The 14,670-nt window shown below is 36.0% G+C and carries 13 protein-coding genes and 3 tRNA genes; 6 read left to right on the top strand and 10 right to left on the bottom strand.

Going from position 1 to position 14,670, the window contains the following annotated elements; genetic code table 11:
• Nucleotides 1-217 precede the first annotated feature (217 nt).
• Together nirD and nirB are read right to left on the bottom strand one after the other, a co-directional pair.
• Nucleotides 218-598: a nitrite reductase small subunit NirD gene (gene nirD, locus EV145_RS20400; protein ID WP_133527034.1), complete on the bottom strand. Its 381-nt coding sequence runs from the start codon at nt 596-598 to the stop codon at nt 218-220.
• 241 nt (nt 599-839) lie between these two features.
• Nucleotides 840-3,353 (bottom strand): nitrite reductase large subunit NirB, encoded by a 2,514-nt coding sequence (gene nirB / locus EV145_RS20395; RefSeq protein ID WP_133527033.1) that lies wholly within the window; start codon nt 3,351-3,353, stop codon nt 840-842.
• Nucleotides 3,354-3,621: 268 nt separating this feature from the next.
• Here nirB and EV145_RS20390 point away from each other — a divergent pair, with 268 nt between their 5' ends.
• Entirely contained in the window at nt 3,622-4,404 is a 783-nt protein-coding gene (locus tag EV145_RS20390; protein ID WP_133527032.1) for an META domain-containing protein, read from the top strand.
• Between the two features lie 303 nt (nt 4,405-4,707).
• On the opposite strand, the gene EV145_RS20385 is transcribed toward EV145_RS20390, so the two are convergent.
• Together EV145_RS20385 and EV145_RS20380 are read right to left on the bottom strand one after the other, a co-directional pair.
• A complete protein-coding gene (locus EV145_RS20385) occupies nt 4,708-5,988 on the bottom strand; it encodes a DUF2130 domain-containing protein (protein ID WP_133527031.1) in 1,281 nt (426 codons plus the stop codon).
• 303 nt (nt 5,989-6,291) lie between these two features.
• Nucleotides 6,292-7,173 (bottom strand): LysR family transcriptional regulator, encoded by an 882-nt coding sequence (locus EV145_RS20380; protein ID WP_133527030.1) that lies wholly within the window; start codon nt 7,171-7,173, stop codon nt 6,292-6,294.
• Nucleotides 7,174-7,442: 269 nt separating this feature from the next.
• On the opposite strand from EV145_RS20380, the gene EV145_RS20375 reads away from it, so the two are divergent.
• Entirely contained in the window at nt 7,443-8,150 is a 708-nt protein-coding gene (locus tag EV145_RS20375) for a class I SAM-dependent methyltransferase (RefSeq protein ID WP_133527029.1), read from the top strand.
• Nucleotides 8,151-8,270: 120 nt separating this feature from the next.
• Here EV145_RS20375 and EV145_RS20370 read toward each other — a convergent pair whose 3' ends face one another.
• The 4 genes from EV145_RS20370 to EV145_RS20355 all read right to left on the bottom strand — a co-directional run bounded on the left by EV145_RS20370 (nt 8,271) and on the right by EV145_RS20355 (nt 10,999).
• Nucleotides 8,271-8,774, bottom strand: a complete 504-nt coding sequence (locus EV145_RS20370) for a DUF3291 domain-containing protein (RefSeq protein WP_133527028.1) — start codon at nt 8,772-8,774, stop codon at nt 8,271-8,273.
• Between the two features lie 58 nt (nt 8,775-8,832).
• Nucleotides 8,833-9,111 carry a putative quinol monooxygenase gene (locus tag EV145_RS20365; protein WP_133527027.1) on the bottom strand — a complete coding sequence of 93 codons (279 nt, stop codon included), beginning with the start codon at nt 9,109-9,111 and terminating at the stop codon, nt 8,833-8,835.
• A gap of 2 nt (nt 9,112-9,113) precedes the next feature.
• Nucleotides 9,114-9,719: an NAD(P)H-dependent oxidoreductase gene (locus EV145_RS20360; RefSeq protein WP_133527026.1), complete on the bottom strand. Its 606-nt coding sequence runs from the start codon at nt 9,717-9,719 to the stop codon at nt 9,114-9,116.
• Between the two features lie 293 nt (nt 9,720-10,012).
• Entirely contained in the window at nt 10,013-10,999 is a 987-nt protein-coding gene (locus EV145_RS20355; protein WP_133527025.1) for an aldo/keto reductase, read from the bottom strand.
• 119 nt (nt 11,000-11,118) lie between these two features.
• On the opposite strand from EV145_RS20355, the gene EV145_RS20350 reads away from it, so the two are divergent.
• Nucleotides 11,119-11,964 carry an AraC family transcriptional regulator gene (locus EV145_RS20350; RefSeq protein ID WP_133527024.1) on the top strand — a complete coding sequence of 282 codons (846 nt, stop codon included), beginning with the start codon at nt 11,119-11,121 and terminating at the stop codon, nt 11,962-11,964.
• Nucleotides 11,965-12,100: 136 nt separating this feature from the next.
• Here the strand turns inward: EV145_RS20350 and EV145_RS20345 are convergent, their stop codons facing one another.
• Both EV145_RS20345 and EV145_RS20340 read right to left on the bottom strand, forming a co-directional pair.
• The gene (locus tag EV145_RS20345; protein WP_133527023.1) at nt 12,101-12,862 is read right to left on the bottom strand and encodes a C40 family peptidase; all 762 of its coding nucleotides are present in this window, start codon (nt 12,860-12,862) and stop codon (nt 12,101-12,103) included.
• A 66-nt stretch (nt 12,863-12,928) separates the two neighbouring features.
• Complete coding sequence (locus EV145_RS20340; RefSeq protein ID WP_133527022.1) at nt 12,929-14,107, bottom strand: acetyl-CoA C-acyltransferase; 1,179 nt, start codon at nt 14,105-14,107, stop codon at nt 12,929-12,931.
• A gap of 237 nt (nt 14,108-14,344) precedes the next feature.
• On the opposite strand from EV145_RS20340, the gene EV145_RS20335 reads away from it, so the two are divergent.
• The 3 genes from EV145_RS20335 (at nt 14,345) to EV145_RS20325 (ending at nt 14,624) form a co-directional block, all read left to right on the top strand.
• A tRNA-Ser gene (locus EV145_RS20335) sits at nt 14,345-14,428 on the top strand.
• 15 nt (nt 14,429-14,443) lie between these two features.
• Nucleotides 14,444-14,518 (top strand) — tRNA-Pro (locus EV145_RS20330).
• Between the two features lie 32 nt (nt 14,519-14,550).
• A tRNA-Arg gene (locus EV145_RS20325) sits at nt 14,551-14,624 on the top strand.
• Nucleotides 14,625-14,670 lie beyond the last annotated feature (46 nt).

Raw genomic sequence — 14,670 nt, 5'->3', positions numbered from 1 at the left:
TCGAATCTTGACTATTATTTCTCATCGTAACAAAATTTATTAAAGTTAAATTTTGTTACCGAATTATCTAACCTTTACAATTTCGACGAAGGAGAAATCTTCGCGAGAAGCTCGACAAAGATTGGTTACTTTTCTGTGCGGAGTTACTTGCGAAGATTTGCTTCGCCAGTCGCCATCGCTCGAGTCTCCTTCGTTGAAATGACAAGATTGTGTGAAATCAATCTATGAATCCAACAAACACTTCGTCTTCAATAACTTTAATCGGATACGTTGCAATTTTTAAATCATCATCTCCATTCAGGTTTGAACCATCAACTAAAGAAAATGTTTTTTTATGCATTGGACACGCAATTTTCGGAATGTCATCAGCAGATCCTGTCATTCCTCTTGAAAGTACCATTTCCATTTTGTGTGGGCATGCATTTTGGCAAGCGTACCATTCGTTACGACGTGTAAAATTGAAAATTGCGATTTGCTTGTTTTTGTATTTGATGCATCCGCCTCGGTTTGTTGGAAAATCTTCTACTTTACCTGCTTTGAACCAAATTGTTGCATCGCTCGCATGAACCGTTTCGTATTGATTTAAGATTTCTTCCATTTTGATTGAGTTTTGATTTCCTGTTTCTTAGCCCTCTTTTTACAATCAAGAGAGTTTGATGGCGCAGTAAAAAAGAGGGTAAGAAGGACAGCAAACGTTTGTGATATTTTTTCTTTTTTTGGAGCTTATTTCTGTAGGACGAAATTGCTCGCAAAGACGCAAAGGCGCTAAGTTTTTTTTCTTTAAGTTTTTATAATTTGACTTTGCGACTTTGCGTCTTTGCGAGATTAAAACAACTATTTTAAGACCACGCTTTTGGCATTTTTTGATCTCTTAACGGAACAAAAACTGCATTGTCGTCTTTTTCTTCTGTGTTTACAAAGTGATTGAAACGTTTTAATAATCTTGGTTTTTCAAGGACTTGCTTCCATTCGCATTCGAAAGTGTTTACTAAAGTTTGCATTTCGGCTTCTAATGTCTCGCAGATTCCTAAACTATCGTCGATGATAACTTCTTTTAAATACTCTAAACCACCGTCTAGTTTTTCTAACCAAGTTGAAGTTCGAATCAACGGGCCAGCAGTGCGGATGTAATACATTAAGAATCTATCCATGTATTTTATGACGGTTTCTTTGTCGATTTTTTCGGCCAATAAAACAGCGTGTTTTGGATTTGCTCCGCCATTTCCTGTGATGTATAAATTCCAACCGCCTTCAACGGCAATTAATCCAAAATCTTTTCCGCGGGCTTCGGCACATTCACGAATACAGGCCGAAACACCACCTTTTAATTTATGTGGAGAACGAATTCCTTTGTATCTGTTTTCTAATTCGATCGCAAATCCGGCGCTGTCGTCCATTCCGTAACGGCACCAAGCGTTTCCAACACAGCTTTTTACGGCACGAAGTGATTTTCCATAAGCATGACCGCTTTCAAAACCATTGTCAATTAAGATTTTCCAGATTTTAGGTAAGTCACTCAAATGTGCCCCGAATAAATCAACTCTTTGTGCTCCAGTAATTTTGGTATACAAATCGAATTGTTTTGCTACTTCGCCAATCACAATTAATTTCTCGGCTGTAATTTCTCCGCCGGCAACTCTCGGAACAACAGAATAGGTTCCGTTTCGCTGAATATTAGCCAAAAATCTATCGTTTGTATCTTGTGTTGTTACGTGTTTGTTTGCTGTATCATTGTAAATACTAGAGAAAATAGAAGCGACAACAGGTTTGCATATCTCACAACCATCGCCTTTTCCGTGATGATCCAAGACATCATAAAAATTTTCATATTTATTGATTTTTACCAAATCGAATAATTCCTGACGGTTATAGTTGAAATGCTCGCAGATAACTTCTTTTACTTCTTTTCCTAAAGATTTTTGAGTTGCTTTTACCAAATCTGAAACCATTGGTTTACAGCCTCCACAACCCGAAGTTGCTTTGGTTGCTTTAACAACATCTGATAAAGAAGAACAGCTTTCATCTAAAATTTTGCAGCAGATGGCGCCTTTGGTAACATTTTCACAAGAGCAGATTACAGCTGTATCCGGTAAATCCATTACACTTCCTAAACTTGAACCTTCAGAGCCATCGCGAGAACCTAAAATCAAATCTTCTGGATTTTTAGGCAAGGCCATTGCATTGCTGTAAATCTGGAAAAGTGAATTGTAATCACTAGAATCTCCAACTAAAATTCCACCTAATAAGGTTTTAGAATCTTTAGTAACATTGATTCTTTTGTAAATACCGGATAATTTATTCTCATAAATAATGGCAGTTACATTTTCGTTTTCAATAAAAGGATCACCAAAACTTGCCACTTCGACACCAATTAATTTCAATTGCGTCGACATATCGATGGTTTCTCTCATGGTTTTAGAACCATTTAAGATTTGCTCAGCAGCAACATCGGCCATTTCGTAACCTGGAGCAACAAGTCCGTAAATGTTTTGGTTGTAAAGTGCCGCTTCTCCAATGGCATAAATAGAAGGATCTGATGTCTGCATTTGATTGTTTACCACAATTCCGCCTCTAACGCCGACTTCAAGTCCTGAAACTCGAGCTAATTCGTCGCGAGGTTTAATTCCGGCTGATATAACCAACATGTCTACTTTTAACAATTCCTCGTTCGCAAACATCATTCCCGTTATACTTTCTTTTCCGTCAATATATTGTGTTGCTTTATTAAGGTGAATGCCGATGTTTAATTCTTCAATTTTAGCTTGAAGCATATCGCTTGCGCCTTGATCCAATTGTCTTGGCATCAAACGCGGTGCAAATTCTACCACATGCGGATTCAATCCTAAATCTCGAACTGCTTTAGCTGCTTCAAGACCTAATAATCCGCCTCCTAAAACGGCTGCTTCTGTTGCGCCTTTTATTTTTATCTTTTTGGCATAAGCCATAATAGCATCCAGATCTTCGATGGTTCTGTAAACAAAGACACCTTCTTTTTCAACTCCGTCAATTGGCGGAACAAATGCTGAAGATCCTGTTGCCAAAACTAAGTAATCGTACGTATGCGTTTTTTCTAAATGTGTATGTATTGTTTTTTCTTCACGATTAATATCTGTAATTAACTCAGAAGTGTTTAGAATAATATTGTTTTCTGCGTACCATTCACTAGTTGACATTGATAAGTCATCAGCGGTTTTTCCTCCAAAGTATTCACTTAAGTGAACACGGTCGTAAGCGCGTCTTGGCTCTTCACCAAATACGGTAATCTGATACTTTTCCTGTCCTGATTTTGCAATGAATTTTTCGCAAAATTTATAACCAACCATGCCGTTTCCAACTACTATTACTTTAATCATGATTTCTTTAATTAAGTATTATTACGCAAATATAAGTATTTATACTTATAAAAATACGTAACTAACTTGTTTTTTCAACTGGATATATATTTTATTTACTACGTATTTTGTCGTAATCTTTACGTAGTGCGGGTTTTGGTTGATTTTACACTTTATAGATTTTTTAAATTTGAAAAGATTCTAAATAAGAATTTCAAAAAAATGTTGTAAATTCATAAGAATTTTATCTATGTTTTAGAACAAAAGTGTTTTATTAATAAAGAAGGATATGAAAAATTTACTTTCATTATTGCTGTTACTTTCAATAGCAGTAAGCTGTAAATCTACAGCGAGCAAAAATTCAGATACAAAAGGAACTACTTCTGAATATGGAAATCAGGAAGACGAAATGAAATACTATTTTACAGCAACCGGTAACGAACCGTTTTGGGGAATAAAAATGGGTAGTGAAGAAATTGTTTTTACTTCTTTGATTCCGGGAAAAGAAAAACTTGTATTTCCTGCAGTCGAAGCCATAAAAGCGATGGATGCGAATGTGAAAATGTATAAAGTTAGCAACGAAACATCCAGCGGAACAATAACAATTCAGCAATTGGAATGTCAGAATTCAATGTCTGGTGTTATTTCTCCCTATAAAGTTTCAATTGAGATTAAAAACAATTCGGAATTACAATCTAAAAAAGTGGAAGGATGTGGAAAATACAATACCGATTATCGCCTTCACGATATTTGGGTTTTGGAAGAATTAAACGGATACAAAGTTTTTGCAACCGATTTTCAAAAGGAGTTTCCAAGAATTGAAATTAATTCATCAGAAAACAGATTTTCTGGTTATGGAGGCTGTAACGGAATTAGTGGGCAAATTTTTTATGAAAAAGATGTATTACGATTTACAAAAGTGATTTCTACTTTGATGGCCTGCGCGCCCGGTAATAAAGAGGGAGAATTTACTAAAGCGCTTCAAAGCACCACAACGTATTCAATTGGAGATAATCGATTGACGTTTTCTAATCCTTCAGGGAAATTGTTGGTTTTTAGAAAGGTTGATTGATTTTTAGGAGCTAATTCCTGCTATCCGCTTGTATCTTTTATGGTGAACCCCACCATAAAAGGATACCGCTTCTATCAGGGCTAGGGCACTCATTTTCATAAGAATATTTATTTTGATAAAGTAGCCACAAGATTGTCATTGCGAGGAACGAAGCAACCGCACTAAAAAAAAAACACACTTATTAAGCAAATGTGGTTGCTTCGTTCCTCGCAATGACATGCAGTACGAAAAGAATAAAAATCCGTATAAACCCGTGTCTTCGCTTTAGCGAATCCGTATCATCCGCGTTCTATATTCGCATTGTTATTCTAATAATTCCTTAGAGTTTTCTTCGTCCTCTTCAATAAAATCCAGTTCTAAAGCACGAACCGTTTGAACTGCATTTCCGGCAATACCGCGAATCGATCCGTACATTCCTAAAGTATTATGAACTACTTTTTCGATTTGTTTTTCGCGTTGTTTCCAGATACGTTGCATCGCTCTTTTTTCGGCATCAAGATCGCCTTGCATCTGCGTAAAACCTTCCACGATTCCTTCAATCTGCAAACGGAATTCGTTGCTCGTTAAAAAATCATACAACATCGACATTTTATCACCTTTGTTTTCCTGCGCCTGAACCGCCTGACTTACCTGAATCAATGATTGACGTAAAACAGCACTCAAACCTTTAAATTCTTCATAAGTACAAATCCAGATACCGTCACGCATTCCCATTCGGTCCATTCCGGCTGGCATTACTTCGGTCACTAAAACACCAATATTGGCTCTTTTAGTTCGAATATCATTTTTGAATTTCTCAATCCACGAAGGTTGAAAAGCTTTGGTACGTTTACTTTCGTAATAAATAGAACCACAATTTTGTAATTCGCGTGTGTTTACAATTTGAAGACAATCGGCACCATTTGCGCCTTTTTTAACTTCATCAATACTGTCTAATGGGAAATTATTCGCCAGCCATTCTTCGATCGCTAATTCCATAACTTCGCCTTGTAACTGCATAGAACCTTGTTCCTGCTTACGTTTCATTTCTTCGATTAGCTTTTTCTGATCGTCAGATTGTTTCTGATATTCTTTTATTTTAAGCTCGTTTTTTTCTTCTTCCTGTTTGCGGATTTTATCACGTTCTAAAACCAAAGTAGCGTTTAATTGCTTTTGAGCTTCGGCTTCGATTGCTTCTTTCATCTCCAGTTTTTCACGTTGGAGTTTTGCAATTTCGCCCGTCATTTTATTCAATTCTCGAAGCTTCTCTGATTTCTCAGAAAGTTCTTTTTCCATTAAGGTCAAACGATCTTTATTTTCTTCCTCGAGTTTGGTTTTTAGCTTTTCGGTAATCTCTTTTTCAGCTGTCTTTTTTTCACGTTCTAAACGTTCAGCGAAAAGTTCATTTTCCTGTTTCTTTTTAGCTTCAAAGTCGGCTTTGGCTTTTTCGAATTGTTCATTTTTAAGTTCCAATTCCCTGGATTGAGCATTGGCTTTTTGTTGAAATTCTTTACGGATACTATCTTCCAACTGATGTTTTAAAACATCATTTACATCGATTGGTGTCCCGCAATTTGGGCATATAATTGAAGATTGCTCAGCCATTTTTATTGATTTTTTAACGAGAATTATAATTTGCTAAGGTATTTAAAAGTTCGGTGTTTTTAGGGAATTTGGTTGTGATAAATTGTAACTTTTTTGACGCAAATTTTAGGGTTGGGTTATTAATCTCGCAAAGTCGCGAAGTCGCAAAGTTTTTTTAAATTGTAATTTGAACGTATTGTTTGTCATTTCGAGGTACGAGAAATCCTCGCGAGAAGCTCGACAAAGATTGGATTCTCATTACGGAGTTACTTGCGAGGATTTCTCGTACCTCGAAATGACATAAAATGAGAAAACTTTGCGACATTATCTTTTAAAATTCAGCAAAAACTCAACTGCCGATTTCGTAATCTCAGAATCATCTTCTTTTGAAGTAATTAACGAAACATCTGTATATAAATTGACTTTTTTCAATTCAATAAAACCAATTTCTGGATCCTGATTATTCTTCGCAATGTTAGAAGGAACAATCGAAACTCCCAAACCATTTTTGACTAATTGGACAATCGAATTGATGTTGTTGGATTCGTGAATAATTTTCGGTTCAAAACCGTAAAAAGCGCAAAGTTCCAATAAAACTTCATGGTAATGCGGTGCATAATCTTTATTGAAGAACACAAAAGTTTCGTCTTTTAGTTTCGGAATCTCTTCTTCGGATTTAATTTTAATTAAACTCTTATTATAAACTACCGAAAACCCATCCTGAAACCACAATTGTGCTTTTATTTTCGGGGACTTTATTGGTGACCGAATAATTCCCAAATCAATTTTGCCCTGTTCTAAAGCTGAAATTTGTTTGGTAGTTGATACTTCAAAAAGCTTGAAATTCACATAAGGAAATTGTTCTTTCAAGTGTTTGATCAAATCTGAAATAACAGACGAATAAATCGAACTGATATACGCGATTCTGAATTCGCCAGAAACATTCTCTGCTATTTTTTTTGTTTTCACGGAAATGCGTTCCAGATCTTGAAAAAGTGATTTGACTTCTTTTTCGAAATACTTTCCAGCTTCGGTAAGTTCTACTTTTTTGTTGTTTCTGATAAAAAGTTTTGCCTGAAGTTCTTCTTCCAATTCCATAATCTGCCGGCTCAAAGGCGGTTGCGAGATAAATAATTTCTCAGCAGCTTTGGTAAAGTTTAATTCTTCGGCTACAGCCAAAAAATATTTCAAGTGACGTAATTCCATAAATACTTATTAAGTATTGATAATTGACAAAATAAGTATTTTTGAAGTATATATCAAAATGATAGTTTTACAAAAAAAAAGTTTTGCCACAGATTACATTGATTAGCATGATTTCTTTAGCCACGAATTACACAAATTTCCACAAATTCAAAAAGATAAATTAATTCGTGAAAATTGGTGTAATTCGTGGCAGACAAATTATCTGCAACTTTAAAAAAAAATCTTTTTAATCCCTTAATCTGTGGCAAAATAAACAAAAAAACATAACTATGAAAAAATCAACTATTGAAGAGATCAGAGAACGTTTTGACAATGATGTCGAACGATTTTCAAATTTAGAAACTGGCCAAGTCGCTACAATCGACGCTACCATTTCTTTAGAATTAATTACAGAAGCTTCTAAAAGGATTGTGCCGAATGCCGTAAATGTTTTGGATATCGGCTGCGGTGCCGGGAATTATACTTTAAAAATGTTATCAAAATTGCCCAATTTGAATAGCACTTTGGTTGATTTGAGTTTGCCGATGTTAGAGAGAGCTTTTGAAAGAGTTTCTGCAGCAACCAACGGTAAAGTAGAAGTAAAGCATGGTGATATCCGTGAAGTTGAATTACCGGAAAACCATTTTGATATTATTTTGGCCGGAGCGGTTTTGCATCATTTAAGAGATGACCAAGATTGGGAAACAACCTTTACTAAAATATTCAAATTATTAAAACCAGGTGGCTGTTTCATGATTTCGGATTTGATTATACAAGACACGGACTTATTAAATGAATATACCTGGCAACGTTATGGCGATTATTTAGAGGGGATTGGCGGAGCAGAATACCGTCAGAAAGTATTGGATTATATAGAGAAAGAAGATACACCAAGATCGATGAATTATCAATTGGATTTGATGAAGAAAGTTGGTTTTTCAAGCGTTGAAATTTTACACAAGAATATGTGTTTTGGTGCTTTCGGTGGGATAAAGTAAAAAAAGGTTTAGCCACGAATTACACGAATTTACACGAATTTTTCCAAACCTTACATAGGTTGAAGCTTTACAAAAAAAAATCTTTTTAATCTTTTAATCTGTGGCAAAAGAAAAAAATAATTAGTGAAAATTCGTGTAATTTGTGGCAAAAAAAAAATATATTTTATTTTCTAATTCTGGCTCAGAAAACTTGTTTTTAAAATCAAAAACCAATTGTGAAGGACCGTTTTGCTGTAAATAATCTAACTTTTCTACGGCTTCCTCAAGTGTCGGTATGTGTCCTTTTGGGATCCACCACATTGCTGTTGCTGCTTTTCCGAATTTTAGGAACCATTCTTTGCGGCGTCTTAAAAACTCACTGTGAAAGGTTTTGTACATATAATGTTCCAAAGTTTCAATATTCTCCCAAACCGAAACATTCACAATAATCTGTTCATCATTGTACGGATTCAGGTTTGTGGCATTGTAACTGTCATCTTTTAATCTCCAGATAAAACCTTCGCTGTCTTCGGCTAACTTGTTGACAAGATCTAAATTGTCTACAAATTCTTTCATGATCGGGTCATTTATCGTTACTCCTTTCATTTTGGCAATATTAATTTCGGCAAGATGGTATTTACTCATGTTTAACTAATTAAAGATGAGGCAAGTTAATTTATTGACACCTAATTATTGTAACTTTTTATAATGATTGTGTTGTTTTATAAACCTGGATAGGAGAGGCAACCAAGCCTTCGCTTTTCTTGATGAAATCCTGTAAATACGATTGATTGTTGTGGAAATCAAGGCCAGGTTGGTCTTTCCATTCTTCCCAAATGATAAAAACATTTTCAGTATTGTGAAGATCGTAACGAATGCAGGCTTCTTCTTTTCTTGTTTCATTTACCAGAAAATGAACCATATTTTTAACTTCTTCAATATTTTCTTTTTTGCTTTTGATGATAGCGGTGATAGAGATCATGATTATAAGGTTTTAAAAATTTGTTCTAAATGATTTTTGTAGTTTTTCTCAAAGATGACAATGTTTTCGGCAGTGGCACCTTTTTCAACGTCGTGGAAATGAAAACTGTCTAGTTTTTCCATACCTACAAATTTATTCATTTTATGGAAACCAAACATAGCTCCTTCATCTACAGATGTTTCTTCGAAGAATTCTTCCGGAAGCGTGAAGGCAGTTGCAGGCGCATTCCAGCTTGTGGTCAGCATATATTTTCGTCCGTGTAATTGTCCACCAGTACCGTAATTAATGTCTGGATTGGTTCTGGTTCTTCCGTCGCTTTTGTAAATCCCTTTGTTGTGTCCGGCCGTGAAAACGTCGTCGATGTATTTTTTGAAAAGGTTTGGTAATTGAAACCACCAAACTGGCGTATGATACACTACGACATCAGCCCAAACGAATTTTTCGACTTCTTCATCAAGGTCAAAATCTTGTTTGATGTCGGTTGTTTTAATTTCGAATTGCTTGCTGTTTTTTAAGTATTCGATTGTCCAGTCGGTAACGGTTTGGTTGAATTTTCCACCTGAATGTGCGAAATTTTGACTTCCGTTTATGATAAATATTTTTTTCATGTCTTTAATGTTCTTATGAATTCGTGAGGGATAGCAGTGGAAATCCTTTTGTGCCGGTCCCAATAGCTATCGGGAGGCACAAAAGATTGCAACGGATAGCCCGGCCCTTGGGACACAACCAAATTGTTTTTATTGTTGCGCATAATTTCAAACACATAGAAACATAGTTTTCTTTGGCTAAAAAAGGATGTGGAAAGAAACTAGTTTCTCACACATAGCTATGTGTTTTTAGGCTAAGTGAAATGCCTTTCTGCGTGCCTATTGGCTATGTTTCTATGTGTTTAAAAAACTTTTTAGTTTACTTTTGAGATGGCTTGATTGATGAAATCTAATTCAGAACCTGATAAATCAAAATCCATTGCTTTTGCGTTTGAAATTGCTTGTTCTGCATTTCTTGCTCCGGCCAAAACGATTGTGATTCCTTTTTGTAATGTTGTCCAGCGTAAAACCAATTGTGAAATTGAAATGTGTTTTGCGTTTGCTAATGAACTTAATTCTTCGACTAAAGTTTTTACTTTTTGAAGATCAAATTGACCGAAATAACCATTTCTGTGATCGTTTTCTTTTAGTTTGCTGTCTGTGAAATATTTTCCGGTTAATAAACCTCTTTCCATCGGACTGTAAGCAATAATTCCGATGTTTTCTGCAACTGTAAAAGGAATTAAATCCGTCTCTATTTTGCGATTCAGCATGCTGTATGCAACCTGATTTGATGCAACCTGAACTGTTTTTTGCGCTTCTTGAATTTGAGAAATATTGTAATTGCTTACTCCAAATGCTCTGATTTTTCCTTGTTGTAATAAGGTTTCAACAGCTTCCATTGTTTCGTGAATTGGCGTTGTCGAATCTGGCCAGTGAATTTGCAATAAATCGATATAATCAGTTTGAAGGCGTTTTAAGCTTTCTTCGACTTCTTTAATAACATTTGCTTTTGAAGCGTATTTGTAAACCGGGATTTTCTTTCCGTTGTCATCGGCATCGAAAAAGAAATCGCCTTTTCTGTTGTTGCTACCGTCCCAAACCAAACCAAATTTGGTTAATAACTGCACTTTTGAACGATCGTGAGATTTTATAGCTTCGCCAATCATTTCCTCGCTTAAACCAAATCCGTAAAAAGGAGCGGTGTCGATTGTGGTCACGCCGTGGTCGATTGATGCTTGAATGGAAGCGATTGAATCTGCTTTTTCGTTTCCGCCCCACATATTTCCGCCAATGGCAAATGCGCCGTATGTAATAGTTGATAATTCAAGTTCGGTATTGCCTAATTTTCTATATTCCATAATGTTGTATTTTTAAATCTTAAATTTCACTTGGCAAAATTATACCATTTTTAAGAGTGTTAACTTGTATATATTTGTCTTTTTTATGTAAATTTGCAACTTCAAATAATTTACATCTCATGAAAAAAGAAAATTTATACGAGCCGTTTACCGTTTCCTTTGAAACTCTGGATGAATATCCGGATGTGGGAGATCGTCATAATTTCTTTGAATTGGTTTATATTTTGGGAGGAACTGGTTCACAATGCATCAACAAAAATATTTTTGAATATGATGCGGGACATATGTTTTTATTGACGCCTGACGATTGTCATAATTTTACGATTGAGACGAAAACGAAGTTTTTCTTTTTGAGATTTAATGATATTTATTTGAAGAACTCGAGTCTGCAAAATGAAAATATTCAGCGTTTAGAATATATTCTGCAGAATGCGAATCATCAGCCGGGTTGTATTTTGAAGAATGATGCCGATAAGTGTTTGGTAAAAGTGATGATTGAAGCAATCTGTCGTGAACATCAGGATAAAGATGTTTACAATCAGGAATTGATTCAGCAACTGGTTAATACACTGATTATTATTGTGGCTAGAAATATTGCGAAGTATTTGCCTGAACAGGTGAATGTTGGAACGGAAGGAAAAGCAATGGATATTTTGCAATATATTCAGAATAATATTTACTATCCGGAGAAAATTAAAGCGGAGTCAATAAGTGATTATTTCGGAATTTCGAATACTTATTTAGGGCGCTATTTTAAGAAGCATGCCAGCGAAACGATGCAACAATATATTAGCAATTATAAAACGAAACTGATCGAGCATCGTTTGCAATTCAGTGATAAACGAATTAATGAAATTGCGTATGAATTTGGCTTTACGGATGAAAGTCACTTTAATAAATTCTTTAAGAAGCAAAGAGGGAATAGTCCTTCTGAGTTTAGGAAAACGATTCGAATTAGTGCGTGATAAAATGGCACGCGGATGACACGGATTCGCATGCGAAAACGCGGATTATCGCGGATTTTTTTTTTTTTTTGCCACTGATTTCACAGATTAACACAGATTTTAAAATCATTTTAATCCTTTAATCTGTGGCTAAAAACTAAATAATCTTCTTAATCACACGAAGTTTGTGAGTATGCTTATTTATTTCCGGATTGTAAATTCCGGTATGATCTAAACGATCGATACGTACTTTTCCACTTGCGTGAATGATGTAATTGTTTTCCATAATGATTCCGACGTGAATGATGTTTCCTTCGTCGTTATCAAAAAAGGCCAAATCTCCCGGCTCGCTTTCTTCAATAAAACTTAAAGGTTCGCCGTCAAGCGCTTGCTGTGAGGCGTCGCGATGAATTTTATAGCCATTTAGTTTGTAAACCATCTGGGTAAACCCTGAGCAGTCAATTCCAAAAGGAGTTTTTCCGCCCCATAAATAAGGCGCATTCAAATACATAAATGCGGTACTTATAAGAGCGCTTTTAGGTTTTATGCCGCTGGTTTTTGTTCCTTCAAAATCAAAATTAGAAATATTGATTTCGTTATTATTTAGAAAAGTTAGGGAAGCGCCAAGCGGAATTGGTAGCAATAAATTATCTGGCGCAGTTATATAATCAATCAAATCAGCATTCAAAATAATAGCCTCTTTGCTTAACTGATTATAATTGGCTTCAGAAATTACCTGATATTGTTTAGAATCTACCCAGCCTTCATAGTCATCAAACTGAATTTTTATTCGGGCCCATTGATTATGGCGTTCTAAAATTTCGATGTGCTCGCCAAACAAAAGTTGTGTAACGATTTCACTTCTGTCACTAGCTTCGGCTCGAACGGGTACTATGGCTAAATTGCAAATTCCGAACATTTAGGGTAATTTATAAGTTGAAAAATAGGAGTTAAATCAATAACTCCTATTTTGTTTTAATAGTATTTAAGCTCTTTCGATAACAATTGCGGATGCACCACCACCACCATTACAAATTGCAGCGGCTCCGGTTTTTGCATTGTTTTGTTCTAAAACATTTAGCAAAGTTACGATGATTCTTGCTCCTGAACAACCAAGAGGATGTCCTAAAGATACTGCACCACCGTTTACGTTTACTTTATCGTTATCTAAATTTAAGATTTTTGAATTGGCGAGACCAACCACAGAAAATGCTTCGTTGAATTCGAAATAATCTACATCTGAAATTGAAATTCCTGCTTTGTCTAATGCTTTTGGCAATGCTTTTGCAGGGCTTGTCGTAAACCATTTTGGTTCTTGAGCTGCATCGGCATAACCTTTTATGTAGGCAAGTGGTTTTAGGCCTAATGCATTTGCTTTTTCTTCAGACATTAAAATTAAAGCGGCAGCTCCATCATTAATGGTTGAAGCATTTGCTGCAGTAACCGTTCCGTCTTTTGTGAAAACGGCACTTAATGAAGGAATTTTATCTAATTTAACGTTGGTATATTCTTCGTCTTTTGAAAATATAATCGGTTCGCCACGTCTTTGTGGTACTTCAACAGGAACAACTTCATTGTCAAATTTTCCAGCATCCCAGGCTTTTGCGCTTCTCTCATAAGACTGAATAGCAAAATTATCCTGTTCTTCACGACTAATGTTGTATTCAGTTGCACATAAATCAGCGCAAACTCCCATTGCGTTGTTATCGTAAGCATCTGTCAAACCATCTTTTTGCATTCCGTCAAGCATTGTTGCTGGACCAAATTTGTTTCCGGCACGCATTTGTACATAGTGTGGAATTAAGCTCATGCTTTCCATTCCGCCAGCCACTACAATTTCAGCATCTCCGCATGCGATTGCCTGTGCGCCAAACATTACAGCTTTCATTCCAGAGGCACAGACTTTGTTTACTGTTGTCGCAGCAACTTCTTCTGATAATCCTGCAAAAAGTGCGGCCTGACGAGCCGGAGCTTGTCCAACGCCTGCTTGGATTACGTTCCCCATGAAAACTTCATCAACTAATTTTGGGTCAAGGTTAATTTTAGAAAGGGCTCCTTTAATAGCGGCAGCGCCTAATTTTGGTGCGGGTACGGTAGATAACCCTCCCATGAAACTTCCGATAGGTGTTCTAACGGCAGAAACAATCACAACTCTTTTGTTCATTTTCTGTTAATATTAGTTATCTAGCAAATTTACTCTTTATTTGAATAAATTCAAATTTTGTGTCAAATAGGGTGATTTTAAATTTAAGATCAAATTTTTGTTAATTCTATTCGTTTGATTGTGAAGTGTTTTAGAAAAAAGATGAAAAAAACTTTAAAAAAAGCGTAAAAATAGTTGTGAGATATGGAATGTTGTCTTACATTTGCAACCGCAAAACAGAACACGTTTCTTGAGCTTGGAGAGGTGCCAGAGCGGTAATGGAGCAGATTGCTAATCTGTCGACGGGTAACCGTCGCCAGGGTTCGAGTCCCTGTCTCTCCGCTTAAATTTTGCCTTCGGGGTGTAGCGTAGCCCGGTTATCGCGCCTGCTTTGGGAGCAGGAGGCCGCAGGTTCGAATCCTGCCACCCCGACAGAAACTTTACCATAAAGTTTTAAAACAAATGGTTCCATAGCTCAGCTGGATAGAGCAACGCACTTCTAATGCGTAGGTCGAAGGTTCGAATCCTTCTGGGATCACAAGAAGCCACTCAATTGAGTGGCTTTTTTGTTTTATACTACTTCC

This window comes from Flavobacterium sp. 245 (genome assembly GCF_004362055.1).
Taxonomy (GTDB): domain Bacteria; phylum Bacteroidota; class Bacteroidia; order Flavobacteriales; family Flavobacteriaceae; genus Flavobacterium.
Note: the sequence above shows the minus strand (reverse complement) of the source record. Positions and strands in the feature narration are given on the sequence as shown.